General features: G+C 70.6%; 19 protein-coding genes. 7 read left to right on the top strand and 12 right to left on the bottom strand.

The genetic code is table 11. The features are described 5' to 3' along the window. Window positions 1-50 precede the first annotated feature (50 nt). Window positions 51-1,607 carry a M28 family metallopeptidase gene (locus tag BJ981_RS15265; protein ID WP_184611926.1) on the bottom strand — a complete coding sequence of 519 codons (1,557 nt, stop codon included), beginning with the start codon at window positions 1,605-1,607 and terminating at the stop codon, window positions 51-53. 221 nt (window positions 1,608-1,828) lie between these two features. On the opposite strand from BJ981_RS15265, the gene BJ981_RS15260 reads away from it, so the two are divergent. Beyond that, the gene (locus tag BJ981_RS15260; protein ID WP_184611924.1) at window positions 1,829-3,811 is read left to right on the top strand and encodes a thioredoxin domain-containing protein; all 1,983 of its coding nucleotides are present in this window, start codon (window positions 1,829-1,831) and stop codon (window positions 3,809-3,811) included. A 43-nt stretch (window positions 3,812-3,854) separates the two neighbouring features. Here the strand turns inward: BJ981_RS15260 and BJ981_RS15255 are convergent, their stop codons facing one another. Continuing rightward, window positions 3,855-5,933 carry a transglycosylase domain-containing protein gene (locus BJ981_RS15255; protein WP_239139497.1) on the bottom strand — a complete coding sequence of 693 codons (2,079 nt, stop codon included), beginning with the start codon at window positions 5,931-5,933 and terminating at the stop codon, window positions 3,855-3,857. 289 nt (window positions 5,934-6,222) lie between these two features. Continuing rightward, window positions 6,223-6,702, bottom strand: a complete 480-nt coding sequence (locus BJ981_RS15250) for an Lrp/AsnC family transcriptional regulator (protein ID WP_184611921.1) — start codon at window positions 6,700-6,702, stop codon at window positions 6,223-6,225. 130 nt (window positions 6,703-6,832) lie between these two features. On the opposite strand from BJ981_RS15250, the gene hppD reads away from it, so the two are divergent. Genes hppD through BJ981_RS15235 form a run of 3 tightly spaced genes read left to right on the top strand, consistent with a single transcriptional unit; the run spans window position 6,833 to window position 9,980 of the window. Next, a complete protein-coding gene (gene hppD / locus BJ981_RS15245) occupies window positions 6,833-7,906 on the top strand; it encodes a 4-hydroxyphenylpyruvate dioxygenase (RefSeq protein WP_239139498.1) in 1,074 nt (357 codons plus the stop codon). 56 nt (window positions 7,907-7,962) lie between these two features. Then, on the top strand, window positions 7,963-8,496 hold the full coding sequence (locus BJ981_RS15240) for an RDD family protein (protein ID WP_184611918.1): 534 nt from the start codon (window positions 7,963-7,965) through the stop codon (window positions 8,494-8,496). Window positions 8,497-8,528: 32 nt separating this feature from the next. Continuing rightward, window positions 8,529-9,980 carry a M1 family metallopeptidase gene (locus BJ981_RS15235; protein ID WP_239139499.1) on the top strand — a complete coding sequence of 484 codons (1,452 nt, stop codon included), beginning with the start codon at window positions 8,529-8,531 and terminating at the stop codon, window positions 9,978-9,980. A 28-nt stretch (window positions 9,981-10,008) separates the two neighbouring features. Here BJ981_RS15235 and BJ981_RS15230 read toward each other — a convergent pair whose 3' ends face one another. Beyond that, entirely contained in the window at window positions 10,009-11,412 is a 1,404-nt protein-coding gene (locus BJ981_RS15230; RefSeq protein WP_184611916.1) for a helix-turn-helix domain-containing protein, read from the bottom strand. Between the two features lie 159 nt (window positions 11,413-11,571). Between BJ981_RS15230 and BJ981_RS15225 the strand changes: the two genes are divergently transcribed. Further along, window positions 11,572-11,940, top strand: a complete 369-nt coding sequence (locus tag BJ981_RS15225) for a hypothetical protein (RefSeq protein ID WP_184611914.1) — start codon at window positions 11,572-11,574, stop codon at window positions 11,938-11,940. Between the two features lie 151 nt (window positions 11,941-12,091). On the opposite strand, the gene BJ981_RS15220 is transcribed toward BJ981_RS15225, so the two are convergent. Continuing rightward, a complete protein-coding gene (locus BJ981_RS15220) occupies window positions 12,092-12,775 on the bottom strand; it encodes an ATP-binding protein (protein ID WP_204070491.1) in 684 nt (227 codons plus the stop codon). Window positions 12,776-13,237: 462 nt separating this feature from the next. On the opposite strand from BJ981_RS15220, the gene BJ981_RS15215 reads away from it, so the two are divergent. Beyond that, entirely contained in the window at window positions 13,238-14,089 is an 852-nt protein-coding gene (locus BJ981_RS15215) for a helix-turn-helix domain-containing protein (protein WP_184611913.1), read from the top strand. Window positions 14,090-14,100: 11 nt separating this feature from the next. After that, on the top strand, window positions 14,101-14,298 hold the full coding sequence (locus tag BJ981_RS15210) for a DUF397 domain-containing protein (RefSeq protein WP_184611911.1): 198 nt from the start codon (window positions 14,101-14,103) through the stop codon (window positions 14,296-14,298). A 554-nt stretch (window positions 14,299-14,852) separates the two neighbouring features. Here the strand turns inward: BJ981_RS15210 and BJ981_RS15200 are convergent. The 7 genes from BJ981_RS15200 to BJ981_RS15170 all read right to left on the bottom strand — a co-directional run bounded on the left by BJ981_RS15200 (window position 14,853) and on the right by BJ981_RS15170 (window position 21,313). Then, a complete protein-coding gene (locus tag BJ981_RS15200; protein WP_239139501.1) occupies window positions 14,853-15,965 on the bottom strand; it encodes a methyltransferase domain-containing protein in 1,113 nt (370 codons plus the stop codon). Window positions 15,966-16,141: 176 nt separating this feature from the next. Continuing rightward, window positions 16,142-17,356 carry a threonine ammonia-lyase gene (ilvA, locus tag BJ981_RS15195; protein WP_184611906.1) on the bottom strand — a complete coding sequence of 405 codons (1,215 nt, stop codon included), beginning with the start codon at window positions 17,354-17,356 and terminating at the stop codon, window positions 16,142-16,144. A 193-nt stretch (window positions 17,357-17,549) separates the two neighbouring features. Beyond that, window positions 17,550-18,224 (bottom strand): hypothetical protein, encoded by a 675-nt coding sequence (locus BJ981_RS15190; protein WP_184611904.1) that lies wholly within the window; start codon window positions 18,222-18,224, stop codon window positions 17,550-17,552. Then, on the bottom strand, window positions 18,221-18,793 hold the full coding sequence (locus BJ981_RS15185; protein WP_239139502.1) for an RNA polymerase sigma factor: 573 nt from the start codon (window positions 18,791-18,793) through the stop codon (window positions 18,221-18,223). Before BJ981_RS15185 ends, BJ981_RS15190 begins: the two co-directional genes overlap by 4 nt. Window positions 18,794-18,898: 105 nt before the next feature. Beyond that, window positions 18,899-19,270: a barstar family protein gene (locus BJ981_RS15180; RefSeq protein WP_184611900.1), complete on the bottom strand. Its 372-nt coding sequence runs from the start codon at window positions 19,268-19,270 to the stop codon at window positions 18,899-18,901. A gap of 66 nt (window positions 19,271-19,336) precedes the next feature. Further along, window positions 19,337-19,750, bottom strand: a complete 414-nt coding sequence (locus BJ981_RS15175; RefSeq protein WP_204070492.1) for a ribonuclease domain-containing protein — start codon at window positions 19,748-19,750, stop codon at window positions 19,337-19,339. Between the two features lie 336 nt (window positions 19,751-20,086). After that, window positions 20,087-21,313: an ROK family protein gene (locus BJ981_RS15170; protein WP_184611898.1), complete on the bottom strand. Its 1,227-nt coding sequence runs from the start codon at window positions 21,311-21,313 to the stop codon at window positions 20,087-20,089. Window positions 21,314-21,407: the final 94 nt, after the last annotated feature.

Genomic DNA, 21,407 nt, shown 5'->3' with positions numbered 1-21,407 from the left:
GGCTGAGGTGGCCGGGCGCCCGCCCCCCGCGTGCGCCCGGCCACCTGGTCTCACCTGGCCGACGCGCCCGCGTGGTCCGCGTGGGCGGCCGGCGCCGCGGCGCGGGCCGCCGTGGCGGGACGGGTGTCCGGTCCCGGCAGGTCGCGGCCGAAGCCGTAGACCAGGGCCGCGGTGGCGATGGCCCCGGTGTTCAGCGCGAGCGCCTTGCTGTTGATGTTCTTGATGTCGTCACACGCCTGGTGGTAGCAGGAGTCGTAGGCGACGCCCGCCGTGCCGCCGAACAGCGCCTGCTCCGCGGGGGTCTTGACCCCCTCGGCGCCGGTGAACAGGCCGCCCGCCGGGATCCCGGCCTCGATGAACGGCCCGTAGTCGGAGCGGCCGTCGAAGTCGGTGCCGACGTGGCCCTGGCGCAGGGTGTCGAAGTACTTCTCGAAGAGCTTCTCGATCTCGTCGGATCCGGCCGGTCCTGCGGGCGAACCGGTGGCGTCGGAGTCGTCACCGTCGTAGATCTTGAGCGCGTAGTTCGGCGAGCCGACCATGTCGAAGTTCAGGTACAGCTTCGTCTTGGCCTTGTCCGCGGCGGAGAGGTTGGCCACGTAGTACTCCGAGCCGAGCAGGCCGAGCTCCTCGGCGCTCCAGAAGGAGAACCGCAGCTTGTTGCGGAACGGCACCTTGGCGAGCTTCTCCGCGACCTCCAGGATCGCCGCGCTGCCCGACCCGTTGTCGTTGATGCCGGGCCCGGCGAGAACGCTGTCCAGGTGCGCGCCGAGCTGGACCACCTTGTTCGGGTCGCCCCACTTGGAGTCGGCGATCACGTTGTGCGTGGTGCGGGCCTCGCTGACGGTCTCGGTCCTGAGCCGCACGACGGAGGAGGCGGGGCGGGCCAGTTCCTCTCCGGCGGCGAAGCTGGCGGCGACGACCGGGATGGTCACGCCCACGCCGAGCAGGGTGCCGCGGTTGGTCTCGGTGCGGCCGGGCTGCCCCTCGTTGAAGATGATCGCGCCACGCGCGCCCGCGGCCTGGGCGTTCAGCGCCTTGACCCGGAAGTCGCAGGAGCCGCGCTGGAGCAGGGCGATGTTGCCGGGGGTGAAGCCGGCGAAGTCGGCGGCCTCGCAGCCGGAGGTGGAGGTGCTGGGCGTGGGCCCGGGCGGAAGGACCAGGTCGACCTTCTGCAGGGGCGCGGTGACGTCGCCCGAGCCGGAGTAGGTCATGGTCGCGAACTCGCCCAGCGAGCCGTTGTCGGGCGGGGACGGCGTGAAGGTCCGCGGGTCGGGCGAGACCCGCTGGAGCGTGGCGGTGGACAGCTCCGTGAAGAAGTCAAAGGGGAACGCCTGGAGCGTCACCTTGTATCCGGCCTTCCTGAGCACCCCGGCGACGTAGTCGCGGGAGGCGATCTGGCCGGGAGTGCCCGCGGCGCGGGTCCCATTGTTGGCGGTGGCTATCTGCTGCAGTTTCTGCAGGTGCTTCTCCACTCCCGGCGCGGTGACCGTGCGGGCGAGGCCCGCGAGGTCGGGGTCCGCGGCGGCCGGTCCGGCCACGGCCAACGGGAGGACGAGGGCGACGGCCGCGGTCGCGGCGCCTAACCCTCTGCGGAGGGTGTTTCGCATACAGCTTCTCCTAGAAACCGGCGATATGAGGTCCCCCGAGCAATTACTCCCTGGAAACTAAACCCTGATCGCCGATCGGGGAAGCATGACGGCCTCGTCCGGCCATTCACACCGGCCCCGCGAATATCCGCACTCCCCGGGAAACGGCCCGGGATCACCACCGCGAGCTGCGGCTAAGGTGGGGAACGAGGCGCGAGACGCGCGCGGGCGGGGGAGGTCCCATGAACCGGTTGAAGGACGCGACGAGCCCGTACCTGCTGCAACACGCGGATAATCCGGTCAACTGGTTTCCCTGGGGCGAGGAGGCCTTCGCCGAGGCCCGCCGCCGCGACGTGCCGCTGCTCGTGTCGATCGGCTACTCGGCCTGCCACTGGTGCCATGTCATGGCGCACGAGTCGTTCGAGGACGCCGAGACGGCCCGCATGATGAACGAGCACTTCGTCAACGTGAAGGTGGACCGCGAGGAGCGCCCCGACGTGGACGCGGTCTACATGAGCGCCACCACGGCCATGACCGGCCAGGGCGGCTGGCCGATGACCGTGTTCGCCGCCCCCGGCGGAGAGCCGTTCTACGCGGGCACCTATTTCCCCCGGCCGCACTTCCAGCGGCTGCTCGCGGGCGTGTCCGAGGCGTGGGCGCGCGAGCGGGACGCCGTGCTCGCCCAGGGGGCCAAGGTGGTCGAGGCCCTGTCCGGGGGCGGCGGCGTGCCGTCCGGGCCCGCGCCCGGGCGCGAGGTCACCCAGGCGGCCGTCCGCGACCTCGCGCGGACCTTCGACCAGGCCAGGGGCGGCTTCGGCGGGGCGCCCAAGTTCCCGCCGTCCATGGTGCTGGAGTTCCTGCTGCGCCACGGCGGCCCCGAGGCCGGGCGCATGGCGGCGCAGACCCTGGAGGCCATGGCCAGGGGCGGCATCTACGACCAGCTCGGCGGCGGCTTCGCCCGCTACAGCGTCGACGCCGCCTGGATCGTCCCGCACTTCGAGAAGATGCTGTACGACAACGCGCTGCTGCTGCGGGTGTACGCCCACTGGTGGCGCGCGGACGGCTCTCCCCTGGCGCGGCGCGTGGCGCTGGAGACCGCGGACTGGCTCCTGCGCGAGATGCGCACCCCCGAGGGCGGCTTCGCCTCCGCGCTGGACGCCGACAGCGAGGGCGTGGAGGGCAGGTTCTACGTCTGGACGCCCGGTCAGCTGCGCGAGGCCCTCGGCGAGGAGCGCGGCGCGTGGGCCGCGTCGGTGTTCGACGTGACGCCCGAGGGCACCTTCGAGCACGGCAGCTCGGTGCTGCGCCTGCTGTCCGACCCCGGCGACCAGGCCCTTCTCGACGAGGTGCGCGCCGAGCTGCTGACGGCGCGCGCCGGCCGCGTGCGCCCGGGGCGGGACGACAAGGTGGTGGCGGCCTGGAACGGGCTGGCCGTCGCCGCGCTCGCCGAGGCCGGCGCGCTGTTCGGCCGTCCGGACCTCGTGGACGCCGCCCGCGAGGCCGCCGAGCTGATCGACCGCGTGCACATCGACGGCTCCCGCCTGACCCGCACCTCGCGGGACGGCCGCGCGGGACCCAACGCGGGCGTGCTGGAGGACTACGCGAACGTCGCGGAGGGTTTCCTCACGCTCTACGGGATCACGGGCGAGTCGCGGTGGTTCGAGCGGGCGGGCGCGCTGCTGGACACCGTCCTGGACCACTTCCCCGACGGCGAGGGCGGGTTCTTCGACACCCCCGACGACGGCGAACGGCTGTTCCAGCGTCCCGCGGACCCGACCGACAACGCGACACCGTCCGGCCGGTCCGCCGCCGCCGGCGCCCTGCTGTCCTATGGCGCGCTCACCGGCTCCGCCCGCCACCGGGAGGCGGCCCTGGCCGCGCTCGGCGCGGTCTCGGCGCTGGCCGAGCGGCACGCCCGGTTCGCCGGGTGGGGCCTGGCCGTGGCCGAGGCCGCGCTGGCCGGCCCGCCCGAGGTCGCGATCAGCGGACCGGTGGGCGACCGGCGGACGGCCGCGCTGCACCGGGCGGCGCTCATGGCCGGCGTGCCCGGCACGGTGATCGCCCTGGGCGACGGCGACGTGCCGCTGATGCGCGGGCGCGGCCTGGTGGGCGGCGAGCCCGCGGCGTACGTCTGCCGCGACTTCACCTGCCGCCTGCCGGTCACCTCGCCCGGCGATCTCTCCCGTGAGCTGCGCGAACTCCGGGGCCTGCCGAGGCCGTCCTAGCCTGATCCAGGCCCCGGCCGCGCTCGGCCGGGCGGGGCCGCGCTCAGGCGGGTGGGAGCGGGGTCTGGAGCAGCTGCTGGTCGTCGGCCGGCGGCGTGATCTGGCCGTCCGGGTCGTCGGGGCCGGGCGTCTGGGGCGGCGGGGTCTGGTCCTCCGGCGGGGAGGTCGGGCCCTGATCCCTCGGACGCCCGTCGGGGCCGGTGGTGGGCGGTGTGGTCCGCGGGTCGCGGTCCCGCGGCTCGCGGTCGTCGCCCCAGCGGTCGTCCTGGGGCTGGTCGGGCCTGCCCCAGCCGTTGTCGCGCCAGCCGCCGTACCAGTCGTTCCCCTCCTCGTAGGACGAGGCGGGGAACTCCTTGACCGGCTTGCCGGACATGGCCTCGGACATGAACGCCCGCCACACCTGCGTCGGCAGCGAGCCGCCGAACAGCGCGCCGTACCCCGGCACGCTGACGGTCTTGTTGTCGTCGCGGAACATGTTCACCGCCGCGGAAAGCTGCGGCGTGTAGCCGACGAACCAGACGGAGCTCGACGAATCGCTCGTCCCGGTCTTCCCGGCGGCGGGACGGTCGTACAGCCGGGCGGCGGTGCCCGTGCCGCCCTCGACCACCTGCCGCATGGCGTACGTCGCGTCGGCCGCCGTCTGCTCGGCGTAGGCGCGCACGGGTTTGGCGGTGAACTTGCGGGTCTGCCCCTTGGCGTCCACGATCGCGCGGACCACGTGCGCCTCGCGGTGCAGGCCGTCCGCCGCGAACGTGGCGAACCCGGACGCCTGCTGGACGGCGCTGACCGAGGAGGTGCCGAGCGGGAAGGTCGGGAAGTCCTTCTGCTTGGCGAGCTGGGTGGCGGGGATGCCCGCGGCCTCGGCCGCCTCGGCGACCTTCTCCAGGCCCACCTTCTGGGCGAGGTCCACGAAGGCGGTGTTCACCGAGTTGCGGGTGGCCTCGACCAGGTCGATGGCCGCGCCGTAGGAGGCGCCGCCGGAGTTCGGGATCGGGTCCTTGGCGGAGGCGACGCGGATCGGCGAGTTGCCCTCCACCCGGGTGTCGAGCCCGAGGCCGTCGTCCAGCGCGGCGGCGAGGGTGTACGGCTTGAAGGTGGACCCGGCCTGCACCTTCGCCGAGAAGGCGTTGTCGTACTGGTTGTCGGGGTCCTTGCCGCCGTAGAAGGCGACGACCTCGCCGGTGGCCGGGTCCACGGCGGCCAGGCCGGTGCGCACCTTGCCGGAGGTGTCCTCGGGCAGGGTGTCGGTGACGGCGCGCCGGGCGGCGGCCATGAGCTTCTTGTCGAAGGTGGTCGTGATCTTGAGCCCGCCCTGCTGGATGTCCTCGTCGGAGTAGCCGCGCCGGTTCAGCTCCGCCTCGACCTGGGCGAGGATGTACGCCTTCTGGCCGGTGACCGAGGACGGGCGCTTCTGCTTGGCGAACTCCGGGAACGTCATGCCGGCGGCCTGCTCGGGCGTGATCGCCCTGGTCGTCACCATGGCGTCGACCACCGTGCGCCAGCGCGCCTTCGCGGCCTCCAGGTCGGCGCCCTTGGGATAGGCGAACCGGGACGGCTGCTGGATCACCGCGGCGAGGTAGGCGCCCTGGGAGGCGGTGAGCTTGTCGACGTCCTTGCCGAAGTACGCCTGGGCCGCGGCCTGGACGCCGTAGGCGCCCCGGCCGAAGTAGATGGTGTTGAGGTACGACTCCAGCACCCAGGACTTGGACTTCGACTGGTCCACCTTCAGCGAGATCATGATCTCTTTGAGCTTGCGCACGGCGGAGCGCTCCTGGCTCAGGCCGCTGTAGTAGTTGCGCACGAGCTGCTGGGTGATGGTCGAGCCGCCCTGCACCTGGTTGCCGGTGAAGGTGGACCACATCGCGCGGGCCGTGCCCTGGAGGGACACGCCGCGGTCCTGGTAAAAAGTCCGGTTTTCTATGGCGATGACCGCGTCGCGCACCACCGACGGCACCTTGTCGAGCGGGACGCTCTTCCGGTTGACGCCCTGCCGCGTGAGGACGGTCTTGCCGTCCCGGTAGTAGTAGACCGACCCCTGCGCGGTCGCGAGCTTCTGGGTCGTGTCCGGGATCGGCGTCAGGAACCACGCGATCGCGAGGATTCCGGCGATCCCGAAGATCACGATGCCACCGGCGACGAGGAATCGGTGGAGAAGACGGCGCCTCGGCCGGCGCTTCTTCTCTGCGTCCCGCACGGCGTACCCCCGATCTACCGCCCGGGAACCCCCGTCACCTGGGCGGATCGTCCACGATAAACCATAGAGGCGGGTTTCGCGCGCGTCGAGTGACCGGCCGATCCGCGTATGAACAGGTTCACCGGCTCCCAGCCCGGCGCATACGGACACACGCGCGCCTACCCGTCGCGGGTACGCGGCGCGCCTGCCCGACGTCAGGGTTTCGCCAGAAAGACGGCTACGGCACGTGGTGCCGGGGCGTGTCGGCGACCAGGGGCAGCACGCGGTAGGGCACCGGCGTGTCGAGCGCGATCACCGAGGAGGTGCGCATCACCCCGTCGACGTCCACGATCAGGTCGATGACGCGCTGCAGGTCGGCGTTGCTGCGCGCGACCACCCGGCACAGCAGGTCGTCGCCGCCGGTGATCGTGTGGACCTCCAGCACCTCGGGGATCCGGGCGAGCGGGCCGGTCACGGGGTCGTGCCCGGCGATCTGCCGGATCTGCAGGGTGACGAAGGCGGTCACGTGGTAGCCGAGCGCGGCCGGGTCCACGTCCGGCCCGAACCCCTTGATCACGCCGTTCTCGACCATGCGGTCGAGCCGCGCCTGGACGGTGCCCCTGGCGACGCCGAGCCGGCGCGACGCCTCCAGGATGCCGACGCGTGGTTCCGCGGCGAACAGGGAGATCAGGCGCACGTCCAGAGGGTCGATCGTCATGCTGTACAGGATTACCGATCCGGACCATGCATGACTAGGCAACTTGTCTACCAAAATTAGTAACACTTGCACATAAAGGCCATCACATCTGAAAGTTGGCCACATGAGCGATGTCTTTCCCGTACATGGCATGGATTCGGTCGTCTTCGCGGTGGGCAACGCCAAGCAGGCCGCCCACTACTACTCCACGGCGTTCGGCATGCGTCTGGTGGCCTACAAGGGGCCGGAGACGGGAAGCCGCGACGAGGCGGCGTACGTGCTCACCTCGGGCAGCGCCCGCTTCGTCCTGAAGGGTTCCCTGCGGCCGGGAACCGAGCTCGCCGACCACGTGGCGCGGCACAGCGACGGCGTCATCGACCTCGCCCTGGACGTCCCCGACGTCGAGGCGGCCTACGCGCACACGGTGGCGGCCGGGGCGCGCGGCCTCGTCGAGCCGCACACGATCGAGGACGAGCACGGCAAGGTCGTGGTGGCGGCCATCGCGACCTACGGCGAGACCCGGCACACCCTGGTCGACCGGTCCAACTACAGCGGCCCCTACCTGCCCGGCTACGTCGCGGCCGAGCCGATCGTGGCCCCGCCGGAGAAGCGGTTCTTCCAGGCCATCGACCACTGCGTGGGCAACGTCGAGCTCGGCAAGATGGACGAGTGGGTGGAGTTCTACAAGCGGGTCATGGGCTTCACCAACATGGCCGAGTTCGTCGGCGACGACATCGCGACCGAGTACTCGGCGCTGATGTCCAAGGTCGTCGCCAACGGCACCCGCAAGGTCAAGTTCCCGCTCAACGAGCCGGCGATCAGCCGGAAGAAGTCCCAGATCGACGAGTACCTGGACTTCTACTACGGCCCCGGCGTCCAGCACATCGCGCTCGCCACCAACGACATCATCGGCACGGTCGAGCGGATGCGCGCCGCGGGCGTCCAGTTCCTCGACACGCCCGACTCCTACTACGAGGACCCCGAGCTGCGCGCCCGCATCGGCGAGGTCCGCGCCCCCGTGGAGGAGCTGCAGAAGCACCGCATCCTGGTGGACCGCGACGAGGACGGCTACCTGCTGCAGATCTTCACCAAGCCCGTCCAGGACCGTCCGACCGTGTTCTTCGAGCTCATCGAGCGGCACGGCTCCCTGGGCTTCGGCAAGGGCAACTTCAAGGCGCTGTTCGAGGCCATCGAGCGCGAGCAGGAGCGCCGCGGCAACCTGTGATCGAACTTTGCACGGCCCCGGCTTTGCGGTGAGCGCCCACTGGTGATCACCGCCTCATGGAGGCAGCCGGGACCGGGCCGCCGTACGGGGAATCGGATGATCCACCGTACGGCGGCCACACCCCGCCGTACGGTTACGGCAGGGACGACCCGCCGTACGGCCGCAGGGCGGCGCCGCTCGGCGGCCGGGGGCGGCGCCTGGTGGCCGGGGTGCTCGATCTGGTCATCGTCGGCCTGCTGACCTCGCCGTTCTCCACCACCGCGATCGAACGCACCCCCCGCGGCGCCCTGGCCGCCGTGCACACCAGGAACGGGCTGCTGATCGCGCTGATCTGGTTCCTCTACTTCTGGCTGCTGACCGCGTTCTGGCGCGGGCAGACCCTCGGCAAGAGGCTCATGCGCCTGCGGGTCGTCCAGGACCCGACACAGGAGCCGGTCACCCCCGGACAGGCCGCCGTCCGCGAGGCGGTGTACGGCATCTTCAGCGCGGTGTGTTGCCTCGGTCTACTGGACCTTTTGTGGATTCTCTTCGATGGAAAGAAGCATGCTTTGCATGACAAAGCAGCCTCTACCATCGTCGTAGATGCCTGATGACCTGCGCTTTCTCGCGTAGGCTGCGGGACATGCAGCTCAAGCGGCCCATGAGGCTCACCACGGCCGTGCTGTCCGCCGCCGTGATCGGAGCGGGCGCCTGTGCCCCTTCCGACGGCGCCACGATGCCCTCGGCGGCCCCTGCCGCGAGCGGCACGCGGGCCGCCACCGGCGCCGGCGACACGATCGGCGCGGCGGGCATCGGCGACCCCGACTTCCCCAAGGACGGCAACGGCGGCTACGACGTCGCCCACTACGGGCTCAAGCTGGCCTACGACCCGCCCACCAAGAACCTCTCCGGCGTGGCGAACGTCACGGCCAAGGCCGTCCAGGACCTCACGCGGTTCAACCTCGACCTGCACGGCTTCACCGTGCGCCGCGTGACCGTCGACGGCAGGCAGGCCGCCTTCGCCCGCGACGGCGACGAGCTGTCCGTCAGCCCCGCCACGGCGATCAAGAACGGTGCGGCGTTCCAGGTCGCGGTGGACTACGGCGGCAGGCCCGACCCGGTGCGCAACTCCTCCAACCTCGGGACGTACGGGTTCATCCCCACCCGGGACGGCGCGTTCGTCACCAGCGAGCCGAACGGCGCCAAGACCTGGTTCCCGTGCAACGACCACCCGGCCGACAAGGCGACGTTCGACTTCGACGTCACCGTCCCCACGGGGCTCACGGTCATCGCCAACGGCGAGCTGCGCGCCGCCCCGGTCAACGGCGGGCCCACCACCACCTTCTCGTGGCGCGAGTCCCACCCCATGGCCACCTACCTCGCGACGATCACCCTCGGCAGGTTCGACGTCAAGACCGGCAGGACCGCTGGGGGCATCCCGGTGTACGCCGCGACCGACCCCGCCTTCCGCAGGCAGCTCGACTTCCTCTACACCACCTCGGCCAGGGTCACCGACCACTGGTCCACGGTCTTCGGGCCGTACCCGTTCTCCTCCACCGGCGGCGTCATCGACGACTTCTCCTCCGGCTACGCCCTGGAGAACCAGACCAAGCCCATGTACGGCGGCTTCGACCCCGACCAGAGCATCATCGCCCACGAGCTGGCCCACCAGTGGTTCGGCGACAGCCTCAGCATCGCCCGCTGGAAGGACCTCTGGCTCAACGAGGGCTTCGCCACCTACGCCGAGTGGCTCTGGACCGAGCAGAACGGCGGCCCCGCCGCCGCCAAGACCTTCGAGGACTACTACGCCGCCAGGAACGCCCCGATGTGGCGTTACCCGCCCGGCATCGCCCAACGGGACGACCTCTTCAACACCTCGGTCTACACCCGCGGCGCCATGACCCTCCAGGTCCTCCGCGACCGCATCGGCGACAAGACCTTCTTCGACCTCATCCGCACCTGGACGTCCCAGCACAAATACGGCACCGTCACCACCGACGACTTCATCAAGCTCGCCGAGTCGAAGTCCGGCCAGAACCTCCACGACCTCTTCAACGCCTGGCTCTACAAGCCCGAACGCCCGACGCTGCGGTGAGGCCGGGGGGTGACGTTTCCCAGGCCGGTCAGCAGTACGGGGGCCCCACCTCGAAGCGCCGCGGGTCCTTCACCGGCTCGATGCTCCGGAACCCCTTCATCGCCCAGACCCGCTCGTACCTGGCGTGACCCATCACGTCACCACGCGTGCGGTCCAGGCAGCTCACCGGAGAGAGCGCGAAGGGACGGCCCCTGTCGTCGATCACGAGATGCTCCACAGGGCCGTCCCCGACGCGGTAGTCGATCCGCACCCGGAAGGTGACGGCGTCCCGCGTGGTGACCGACTTGAGCGACAGCACCTCCTCGGCGCCGCCGTCGATCGTCAACGTCTTCTCCGCGAAGAACGGCCCGCCGGGCTCGTACGCGGTGTCGGCGTCGACCGGCCGCGCCAGCCGGGCCCGCGGGTCCACGTCGTCGAAGTCGAACATCATCTTGACCGTCTCCCCGGGCCCCTGCGGGGGGACGAACAGGAACGTGCCCGCGTACGGGGCCGCGCGCCGGACGTCCACCGGCCGCACGTCGTCCACGTGGATGACCTGGTCCCGCCGGCTCTTCAGGGTCAGCACCAGGTTGAGCGCCACCGGGGTCGCCGCGCCGCCCGCGCGCAGCCCGTCGACCAGCGGCCCGAGGCCGATCCGATCCCGGCCGAGATCCTCCTGCGTCCAGCGCCGCAAGACGCTCTCCTGCTCGGCGGTGAACCGCGCCCCCGACGGCAGGAGCAGCTCGAACCCCGGGTCCTCGTAGCGCAGGGTGGGCTGAATGTCGGCGCTCTCCCCTAATCGCTCCCGCACCTGATCCCTCAGACCGGCCCTGTCCACCGCGTCCGGAACCACCAGCCACACGACCCCGGCCGCCAGCACCACGACGACGGCGACAGCGATCGGAAGAACCTTCCTGAAACGCCTGGCGACCCGGGGCGCAGCGGACGACTCCGCCACGAGCACCGAGCGCGCCTCGGTCGCAGGCATCGGCGTCGCCTCGGACGCGGACGCCGGCGATGGCTCGGGCGCGGCCGTCCCCGGAGCGGCCGGGGCGACCGGCAACGTCACGGTCACCGGCTGAGGACGTTCCCCAGAGGCCGACACGACCGACCGGGCTGAGGGTGACGTCGCCGGGCCGTCCTCACCCGAGGATCCAGAGGAGCGCTTCGCGGCAGCGGAAGCACGAGCGCTCTGCCCGGCCAGCTCCCACTTCCTGAGGTACAGCTCCCTCTGCCGGGGTGGGACCTCCGCCACCCGGAGCAGCGTCTCGAACGGCTGCCGCTGCGGACGCCTCGCCCCCTTGCGCCACCGGTACACCGTGGCGACGTCGACGCCGAGCCTGGCCGCCTGCTCCGCGGGCTCCCCGCCGACCTGGTCGAGCAGATCCGCGATGATCGCGGCGAGCTCCGCCATCGCCGGCCGCCGCTCCGCCTCGCCCCGCCGGTCACGCATCGCTTGGCATCTCCCCTCGCATCATCGCTGGTGAGAAGCCTGCGATTCGCATTCTTGGGCATTGTCCCGCCACCGCTGGCCCACCAGACGCATCGGGCAACAAGATTCTTCCGTCCGAACCGCCCACCCCGGGCGAAGTCCACGAGAAAGGTTCTCTCCATGTCCGTGCGAATGGCTGTGCGCAAGACCGTCGCGCGTGCCGGCCTCGGCATCGCCGTCACCGCCGCCGTCCTGGCGGGCACCGCCGTCGCGGCCCACGCGGGCGGCCCCCTGCTGTACGCCAACGGCGACGACCAGGGCAAGCGCTGGACCGTGTGCGCCGAGACCCTCACCGTCCGGGACGCTCCCGGCGGCCGGGTGATCGGAACCTTGTACGGCCCGCAGTCCGGCCCCGCCCAGTCGTTCACCATCTACGACTCCGGCCACGACCTCCTCGGCCCGGAATGGGTCCGCGGCCACGCCTACGGCTACGTGAACGCCGACGGCTGGGTCCAGAACGGCTGGTTCTGCCTGAGCAACGGCGGCTGAGCCGTGTCCTAGGGTGTCGCGGACGCCGTACCGGATCGAGGTGCCTCACCGGGCGGGGATCGTGCGAGCGGACCACCCGGGGGCCTGACCATCGTGCGGGTCAGGCCCCTGACCCGTTCTCCTCGCCCTGTTCAGTGAGAACAACAGCGCGTCAGACATTGTCCGCAGACGGCGCCTCGACCGTACGCGTGGCCGGGGCCGCGTGGGACTCGCCCACGGTTCGTGTGATCTGCCGCCATCGAGCCCAGACGCTCTTGCCGGGACCATCCGCCAGCGGGGTGACACCATGCTCGTCGGCCACGGCGGCGACGATGATCAGCCCACGGCCGTGCACGGCATCGACCCCGAGATCAAGGTGACGGGGCAGATCAGAACCGTGATCGGTGACACGGACGCACAGCTCCGCCGAGGTGCCCCAGAGAGAGAGCCTGATCGGCGGCTCGCCGTGGGTCACGGCATTCGCCAAGATCTCGTCGACGACGAGGATCACGTCGTCCGTGAGGTGCCCGAGTCGCCAGGCCGCCAGGGTGCGCCCCACGAGTCGGCGAGCCTCGCCGATCACTGAAAGATCGTCGGGAAGATCCCAGCAGACGGTACGCAAGCCGTCCGGCGTAGCGGGCATAGGTGCTCCTGGAAGGGATGGCGGGGTACGCCGCGCCGTGACAGACGTCTGAGAAGGTACGAAGGACGGCACCACCGGCGGGGAAGCCGCGGCCCGCTCGGCCTCCCGCATCAGCGTGCGCAGTTCCTCGACGGCACGCGCCTGAACGATGAGCGGTCGCAGCACGTGCCACGTGGCGATGGCGTAGAACCGTCTACTGCCCACGCCGTACATGACGCACCACGCGGGCTCCATCTGGTCGAACCGCCGAGCAGCGGCCCGCTCGGCAGCGTCCCATCGTCGCGGGACGACCCTCTCCGCAGCCTTTCCCCGGCGATGACGCCCTTCCGTTCGTGTCCCGTGGCCAGGCCTGCTCATACGGCTGCCGTCTGCCGGTGTGGTCTCCGGCCGTGCGGCCAAGGGCGCCGGTCGGCGCGCCGGCACGTTCGGATGATCCCTCGGGCGCTACTAGAGTCGCGCATGGATTCGGACCTCCGTTGTCCGATTCAAGGGGCTCGCCCGGCCTGCACCGCCGTGGCGAGCCCCGTCTCTTGCCACCCCTTTGTCGTTACTGTGGGCGACGATCCGTGTGACTATAGTGATGGCCCAGGACTCAAGTTGCAAGACGTAAGTTGACTTACGCACTTTGAGTCGTTTGGCGCGGATCTGTTAATACGTGTCGATACAGGGAGAGCGATGACAAGCAGCCCGACCGTCAAGCGACGACGCCTATCCGCCGCCCTCCGCCAACTGCGCCTCGAAGCAGGACTGACCGCGGCAGAAGCAGCCAAGAGATTGGACTGGGATCCGTCCAAGATCACGAGGATGGAGCGTGACGAGTGGAAGCGCCCGGCCCCGCACGACATCCGAGGGTTGCTCGACCTCTACGGAGTAACGGACGAGCGCCGACGGGAAGCCCTGATAACGCTGGCGAGAGAATCGCGGCAGCGCGGCTGGTGGGCCGACTACCAAGACGTCTTCCGGAGTTCGCTGCCCGACTTCGAGGCGGGCGCCTCAATGATCCGAACCTACGAGGCCGTAGTCGTACCGGGTCTGCTGCAGACCGCCGCCTACATGGTCGCCGTGTTCCGTGGCGGACAGGTGCTCAACGAGTCCCTGTTCGAGCGGCACGTCGAAGCCAGGCTCGCGCGCCAGGAGATCCTCAGCCGCCGGAACCCGCCCACACTTGTCGCGGTGATCGACGAAGCGGCTCTCCTGAAAAACATCGGCGGCCCGGCTGTCATGCGAGACCAGATGAAACACCTGGTGGAGATGGCCGGTCAGCCGCACATCACTGTCCAGGTTCTCCCGAACTCCGTGGGCGCACATCCGGCCTTGGACGGACCATTCGTTATTCTGGACTTTCCGTCCCCCGACGACCCGAGCCTTGTCCACCTGTCAACGCTCACCGACAGTCTCTGGCTGGAGACTCCCGAGGAGATCCGGCGCTTCACCCTCACCTACAGCCAGGCGCAGGCGTCGGCGATGTCTCCCGATGAATCGGTGCGGCACCTGTTGGAACTTCATGGAAAACTCCAGCACGAATAGAGGCCTGTAACGTGGATCGCAGCGCCCCACTCACCTGGCGTAAGAGTATTCGCAGCACCTCAAACGACAACTGCGTGGAAGTCGCCATCCTCCCCGACAGGGGCAGAGCCATTCGCGACTCGAAGAAGCCTGGCGCAGCGTTCCTGCGTTCGTCCGGCGAGGCGTGGCAGCACTTCATCAGGGGCCTGAAAACCGACGGGTTCAGATGACGGGGTGCACCACCTGGGCGGCGGGCCGAGCGTTGATGGGTGGGCTCACGGCGAACGACCACGACGGAGCGGCACGGGTGGGGCAACTCACCCCAGCCACTAGTTGCCGAAGATCATTCGGGACTCGAAGAAGCCTGGCGCAGCGTTCCTGCGTTCGTCCGGCGAGGCGTGGCAGCACTTCATCAGGGGCCTGAAAACCGACGGGTTCAGATGACGGGGTGCACCACCTGGGCGGCGGGCCGAGCGTTGATGGGTGGGCTCACGGTGGGCGACCACGACGGTGCGGCACGGGTGGGGGAAACTCACCCCAGCCACTGCTTGTCGGTGATCAATGCGAGTTCCGCGGGTCGCTCTTGGTATCCCGGCGTTCGCCCGGTCTGCCGCGTGTTCTCTCCGAAGGACGCGAGGCTGTGAAGGACCGCCAGGCCCCTGGGAAACACAGTCCGAGCCCGAAGGCGAGGCCCATCGGGCCGGAGGCCCCAGAAAACAGCCCCGAGCAGAGCGAGGGACCATTACCGGGCGGAGCCGCCCCGATTCTCGGGCTCTCCGTGTGCCTATCCGAGCGGGTTTTGGGGGCTGTCCAGCCAAATGTGCTGGCCTTGGGGGGTGACGGTCATTCCGAAGCGTTCCTTGGAGGGGGTGCCCCAGGAGACCCACCGCAGATAGGCGGCCTCGACCTCGTCCCAGAGATCGCGAGGTCCTCTCTGGAGGACTGCGACGCGCTTGTGGTCGGGCGCGTAGTGAACCTGGGCGTCAGACCGGTCCGACCATAAGGAGAGGTGGAATCCGCCGTCCTCCTGGTCCGCGTGCGTGACGTACACATCCGGCAGCAGGCCCGCCACGGCGATGTCGGCTCCGGTCGAGGACCTCACCACCCGGCGCGGATCGAGGGAGGTCGATGATCTGCGATGGTCGCCTTCAAGCTGGGGACGGGCCCACCTCTGCGACCGTAGCGGCATGAAGCCGACGCCCCCGTGGAACCTGCCCACCGCCGTACCGTCTCCGACCACGGTGAGCACGGTCAGGTATCCGCCTTGCCGGCGAGGCGTCCAAGGCAGCACGATCGCCCCGCCGGGACGAGCCTGCTCAATCCACGGGTAGGGCACTTCGGAAACACCACAGGTCACGTGTACCCGGTCGTAGGGCGCACCGTCGGCGTACCCGACGGCTCCGTCCCCCAGCACCAGCCTGGGCGAGTGCCCGGACCTTCGCAGGTTCTCGGCGGCCACGGCGTGCACGGCCGGGTCGATTTCGATGCTCGTCACGTGCTCGTCCCCGAGACGATGCGCCAGCAGTCCCGCCGTCCAGCCCGTGCCCGTGCCGATCTCCAGTACCTCGTCGCCGTCGTACGGGTCGAGCGGTCGCAAGGTCGCCGCGACGGCACTGGGCATGGACGATGACGAGGTGAAGGCACCTTTGCCTTCCGCTATATCGGTCGCACCGTCGTCGAGTTGCGTGACGATCGGCGCGTCGGAATAGACGGCGTCCATCCACGCGTCAGGATCGACACTCCTGTCGATGAGATGGTCAGGGCCGTCAGGTGAGTGATACCAGGCCCTTTCGGGAATGAACAGGTGACGCGGCACAGCGTGAAACGCAGCGCGCCACCTGTCGTCCAGGCCACTCAGTCGACCGGAAAGGCCGGTAATGCGCTGATCAATACTCACGTGGCCTCTGGCTTCTCATGCCGGTAGGTCAGGCTGCTCTCACAGGGTAACTTCATCGCGACCTGACGGCCATGCGGTCGAGCGATACGCCAGGACGGCAATGGAATATCAGTAAGGGCCACCTGACCGGCATTCACTCCATATCGCCCTGTATATCGACTCCGGAGCGGCTTTGTTCAGGTGAAGATGAGTTTGTAGCCGAAGCGGCGGAGGCCGGTGAGGACCTCGTCGCAGTGGATGGGGCCGCGGGTTTCCAGGTGGAGGAGGACTTCGGCCTCGTCGAGGTGGAGGCGGGGGTTGACGCGTTCGTGGCCGACGTCCAGGACGTTGGCCCCCAGGTCGGCGAGGCGGGCGAGCAGGGTGGCCAGGGCGCCGGGGTGGTCGGGGAGGCGGATCCTGAAGGCCAGGTAACGGCCGGCGACCGAAAGGCCGTGGCGCAGCACCCGCGACAGCAGGAGCGGGTCGATGTTGCCGCCGGAGAGGATGGCGACCACGGGAGGCTCGAAGGCCCGGGGCAGCTCCAGCAGCGCCGCCACCCCGGCCACGCCCGCGGGCTCGACCACGAGCTTCGTGCGCTCCAGGCAGAGCAGCAGCGCCCGGGACAGCGTCTCCTCCGAGACCGTGACCACGCTGTCGACCAGGTAGTGGATCATTTCGAAGGTGATGTCGCCGGGGCGGCCGACCGCGATGCCGTCCGCCATCGTGGACGCGGGGTCCACCGCGACGGGGTGCCCGGCGGCGAGCGAGGCCGGGTAGGCGGCGGCGCGCTCGGCCTGCACCCCGACGATCTTGACGCCGGGGCGCATCGACTTGACCGCGAGCGCGACCCCCGCCGCGAGCCCGCCGCCGCCCACGGCCGCGGTGATCGTCCCGACCTCGGGAAGCTGTTCGACGATCTCCAGGCCGACCGTGCCCTGACCCGCGACGATGTCGGGATGGTCGAAGGGGTGGATGAAGACGGCCCCGGTCTCTTCGGCGTACTCGCGCGCGGCGGCCAGCGCCTCGTCCACGACGGTGCCCGCGAAGATCACATCCGCGCCGTAGGAGCGCGTGGCCTCGACCTTCGGCAGCGGCGCGCCGTGCGGCATGAACACCGTCGCCTTGCAGCCGAGCAGCCCCGACGCCAGCGCGACCCCCTGGGCGTGGTTGCCCGCGCTCGCGGCCACCACGCCCCGCGCCCGCTCCTCCTCGGACAGCCGGGCGATGCGGACATAGGCCCCGCGCACCTTGAACGAGCCCGCCCGTTGCAGGTTCTCGCACTTGAGGTACACCGGCCCGCCGACCATCTCCGAGAGGACCCGGGAATGCAGCAGCGGCGTCGGGACGATCACACCGTCCAGCAGTTCGCGGGCGGCGACCACGTCGTCGTAGGTCACCTCAGGGCGTGCCATGCCCGCAGTCTCCCACTCATCCCGGTACGCGCACGCTACCGGCCCACCATCGAGAATCATGTCCGCCAATGGGGTGTCCAAGCACGCGGAAAGGACGGCGTTACGGCTCTCGTCTAGGACGTCGTCACGAGGCGGCGGGAATCCGCGTCAGGAGCGGAAGACGGGCTCAGTCACAGACAGGAGACGGGCGGTGTCACTCGCCGGGAGGGGGTGTGGCGTCGCCGACCTCGAAGGCGTCAACGTCGTCGACCAGCCGACACGGCTGGACGGGCCCCTCGGTGAGGCCGCCTCTGAGTTTCATGATGACGCCCGGCTCATCGGCGGCCCGCCTGTCGTTCTCGGCGATGTCGATCACCAGTGTCTGGCCTGGCCGGATGTACCGCGGATAGATCGTGATGCCGTACTTCAGCCGCATCGCCTTCTTCGATGGGGAGTTCTCCATCCTCTTGCGGAGTCGTGGCCCGATCTGTGGGTCGTCGCTCTTCGCCTCCTCCTCGGTCGGGATGGCCGCCACGTCCTCCGGCAGGGGCCGGTAACGGTTGCGGTCACACCACTTGCCGAGCGGCATGTACGCGATGTCGGCGGGCACGCCCACGGCCGCCAGGCTTCTCTCCACGGCGTCCGGGTCGCGGAACTCGCGGATGGTCAGCGTCACCGAGCCGTCGGGGTTCTTGGTCACGGCGTAGGCGGGCGTCGCCGAGCCGGTGACCATGGGGATGGTCACCGCCGCCGCGGCGGCGACTCCGACGGCGCCCACGGCCATCACCAGCCTGCGGCCCGTCCTGCGGGGAGCGCGTCCCGCGGCCTGGCGCTCCGCCATGTACGCCTTGAGCTCGCCGAGCAGCTTTTCGTCGAATGTGCCGTTCATGGCTGTCCTTCCATCAAGAGGGGCGGCACGACGCCGGGGACCCGCCGCAGCGAGCGCCTGGCCCGGTGGAGCCGTACGCGGGCGGTGCCCTGCCGGATGCCGAGCGCGGCGGCGGCCTCGGGGAGGGTGAGCTGGTCGGCCACGACGAGCTCCAGCACCGCGCGCTCGCCGTCCGGCAGCTCGCGCATGGCCAGGAGCGCCTCGCGCGCGGAGCTCTCGGCGTCGATCCGCTCCTCCAGGCGCGCGACGTCGTCGGCGTCGAGCAGCCTGCGGCCGGCGATACGGCTTCCGGCGCGCAGTTCCCGCGCGGCACGGCGCCGCTCGGCCAGCAGGATGTTGCGCGCCACGCCGTACAACCAGGCGGTCTCGCTGCCGAGGGCGGGACGGTAGGTGTGCGCCGAATCGATCACGGCCATGAAGACCTCCGCGACGAGGTCCGCGACCATGTGGGGGTCGTCGACGCGGCGGGCCAGGAATCGGGTCACCTCGTCGAGGTGGCGCCGGTAGAAGGCTTCGAACGCCTCCGGATCACCGGGTAACCCCGCCGGCCCCGGTCGTTTCAGGCGCACCGGCCTCGCTCCCTTCGTCGTCCGTCTGTACATCCCTGCTTGGACGAAGGGCCGCGAACCGTTACGAACGCCGCCGGGCCGTCCTGGACGGCGAGGGGCGTGGGATCAGGAGCGGGCGGTGGCGATGCGGTCGAGAAGGGCGGGCTCGTGGGGTGGGACGGTGCAGAGGGTGAGGCTCAGGCCGTCGGGGGCGGCGGTGGCCATGACGTCCAGGAAGACGGCGAACTGCTCGGGCGGCTCGGCGGCGAGGAGGCTCTCGGCGTGCTCGACGACGAGGGTGACCTTGCCCGCGGCGGTGGCGTCGCGCAGGCAGTCGGTGAGGGCGTCCCAGTTGTGGCCGAAATGGCCGGGAAGGCGGAGGACCCGCGCCACCTCCGTGAAGAAGGCGGCGCGGGTCTCGCAGGCGCGCCCGTCGGCGACCACGGGGACGGGGTCGGTGGAGACCGTCAGCCAGTGCGGCAGCGGGCGCGAGGGCATACGCGATTCCTTCGGGGTCCTGAGGCGGCGACGTCCCCGCGGGCTTCCGTCGCGGGGAGCCGTCCCCTAGAGGCGGTAGAAGTCGGTGTAGTGGTTCGGCGAGAACCAGGTGGCGCCGGTGCTGCGGTTGACGACGATGCGGTACGCGTCACGGGAGGCGCCGCGCGCCCGAGAGTACACGTCGTACTCGTTGTAGGTGGCTCCGCTGGGAAGCTGGCCCTCCCGGTTGTAGAACTGCCCGCCGGTGTAGTTGTACTTGCCGTCCGGCCAGGAGTACCAGCCGGCCGAGGTGGGGAAGCCCTTGCCCGCCCAGACGGAACGGGCGTAACGGGCGTCGTCGCACCGGGCGATGGTGCAGGAGCCGTACACGGACGCGCCGGCGGGCGTGACACCGACCAGGGCGACCATGGAGATGAGCGCGGCGAGCACGACGAGGAGCCGTACGGGCCAGTACGGGCGGGCGTTTCGCGGGGTGTGCACGAGGCCTCCATGCGGGGATCCGTGGGTTGTCAGCCCGAGAGTGACCGACACCCGTCAGGATCGCCGCGGAAAAGGGTCAAACCAAGGCAAAGATCGCTAAAGCTCCGGTGAACTCTTCCCAGCCCCAAAGGGACAGCTTGTCGGTCCATACCGAATGACCTGCCCCGCTGCACCGAACGGCTCGCCGTCCTGTACCGAAGCGGTACCGAACGACCCCGGGAACCTGAACCGCCGGGAGGATGCCGTCTCTCTCCGGCCCGGACGGCTCGCCCCCCGCCGTGCACGAGAACCTGGCCGGCCGCCGGCGATCCGAGAACGCCGGGGCGTCGGCGGAGGTCAGCCCAGGTTCGGGGCGGTCCAGTAGTGGTCTTCGGCCAGGATCAGGGCGGCGGCGCCGATCAGGCCGGCGTCCTGGCCGAGGGCGGCGGGGACGACGCGGACGCGGGCGGCGAAGGCCAGGCGCGCGTGCTCGCGCAGGGCGCGCTCCAGAGGGTCGAAGAGCAGCGGGCCCGCCTGGGAGAGGCCGCCGCCGATGGTGACCACGTCCAGGTCGCACAGGTGAGTCGCCGAGGCGATGGCGATGCCCAGCGCCCGGCCGGCGCGGGCGAAGGCGGCCCGTGCGACCGGGTCCCCCGCCGCCGCGTCCTCGGCCAGCCTGCGCCCGCTCGCCCGCTCGGCCTCCACGTACAGCACCTCGGATCCCCGGTCGCCCTCTGGGCGCGAGGAGACCACCCCGGCCCCCTCGACGTCCTCCCCCGGCACCCCGGACCGCAGAACGTCCTCATCCAGCGCCCCGGACCGCAGAACGTCCTCACCAGGCATTCCGGAGCGCAGAACGTCCTCACCTGGCACCCCGGACCGCAGAAGGTCCTCGCCAGGCGCTTCCGGCCGTTGGACACCGGCGCCGCCCGGGACAGCGGCGGCCGGGCCGTGGGGCTGGGTGTGGCCGGGGAGCCAGCCCTGGGCGAGGGCCCAGGCGGCGAGGCCGGGGCCGCGGGCGATGGCCTCCAGGCAGCCGCGGCCGCCGCACTCGCAGGCGGGGCCCTCCGGGTCCACCACGACATGGCCGATGTGGCCGGCGTTGCCCGTGCCGCCGTCGATCAGGCGGCCGCCCAGGACCAGGCCGCCGCCGACGCCGGTGGAGACCACCATGCCGAGCATGTCGGCGCTGCCCCGCCCGGCCCCGCGCCAGTGTTCCGCGACCGCCACGCACACCGCGTCGTTGTGGACGCGCACCGGCACCCCCGGAAAGCGCCCGGCGAGCCGTTCGCGCAGCGGGAAGCCGCGCCACCCGGGCATGTTGAGGGGGGACACCTCGCCGTCCGGCCAGGTCATCGGCCCGCCGCAGCCGACGCCCACACCGGTCACCGGCTCGTCCGCCTCGCGCACGACCGTGTCCACCAGCCCGGTCAGGGCCGTCCACAGCGTCTCGGCGTCGCCGCCCGGCGGGGTCGCGACGCGGCGGGCCACGATGATCTCGCCGTCCGCGCCGACCAGGCCCGCGGCGAACTTGGTGCCGCCGATGTCGATCGCCAGCACCGCACCGGATTCACGCGACGCCACGCCGCCCACCGCCTTCGTCCACCACGACCGCCCCTGGGCCGGGATGTACCAGGATCACACGCCGCCGTGGTCGCGGTCACCGGGCCCGCCGCCC

It is taken from the genome of Sphaerisporangium krabiense, from assembly GCF_014200435.1.
In the GTDB taxonomy this organism is placed as follows: domain Bacteria; phylum Actinomycetota; class Actinomycetes; order Streptosporangiales; family Streptosporangiaceae; genus Sphaerisporangium; species Sphaerisporangium krabiense.
The sequence above is the reverse complement of the archived record's forward strand: the minus strand, read 5'-3'. Positions and strand labels throughout refer to the sequence as shown.

Bases quoted from the DNA above. Each gene is read 5' to 3' on its own strand.
- BJ981_RS15265 (WP_184611926.1), bottom strand. From the start codon at position 1,607: ATGCGAAACACCCTCCGCAGAGGGTTAGGCGCCGCGACCGCGGCCGTC.
- BJ981_RS15260 (WP_184611924.1), top strand. From the start codon at position 1,829: ATGAACCGGTTGAAGGACGCGACGAGCCCGTACCTGCTGCAACACGCG.
- BJ981_RS15250 (WP_184611921.1), bottom strand. From the start codon at position 6,702: ATGACGATCGACCCTCTGGACGTGCGCCTGATCTCCCTGTTCGCCGCG.
- hppD (WP_239139498.1), top strand. From the start codon at position 6,833: ATGGATTCGGTCGTCTTCGCGGTGGGCAACGCCAAGCAGGCCGCCCAC.
- BJ981_RS15240 (WP_184611918.1), top strand. From the start codon at position 7,963: ATGGAGGCAGCCGGGACCGGGCCGCCGTACGGGGAATCGGATGATCCA.
- BJ981_RS15235 (WP_239139499.1), top strand. From the start codon at position 8,529: ATGCAGCTCAAGCGGCCCATGAGGCTCACCACGGCCGTGCTGTCCGCC.
- BJ981_RS15230 (WP_184611916.1), bottom strand. From the start codon at position 11,412: ATGCGTGACCGGCGGGGCGAGGCGGAGCGGCGGCCGGCGATGGCGGAG.
- BJ981_RS15225 (WP_184611914.1), top strand. From the start codon at position 11,572: ATGTCCGTGCGAATGGCTGTGCGCAAGACCGTCGCGCGTGCCGGCCTC.
- BJ981_RS15220 (WP_204070491.1), bottom strand. From the start codon at position 12,775: ATGTACGGCGTGGGCAGTAGACGGTTCTACGCCATCGCCACGTGGCAC.
- BJ981_RS15215 (WP_184611913.1), top strand. From the start codon at position 13,238: ATGACAAGCAGCCCGACCGTCAAGCGACGACGCCTATCCGCCGCCCTC.
- ilvA (WP_184611906.1), bottom strand. From the start codon at position 17,356: ATGGCACGCCCTGAGGTGACCTACGACGACGTGGTCGCCGCCCGCGAA.
- BJ981_RS15190 (WP_184611904.1), bottom strand. From the start codon at position 18,224: ATGAACGGCACATTCGACGAAAAGCTGCTCGGCGAGCTCAAGGCGTAC.
- BJ981_RS15180 (WP_184611900.1), bottom strand. From the start codon at position 19,270: ATGCCCTCGCGCCCGCTGCCGCACTGGCTGACGGTCTCCACCGACCCC.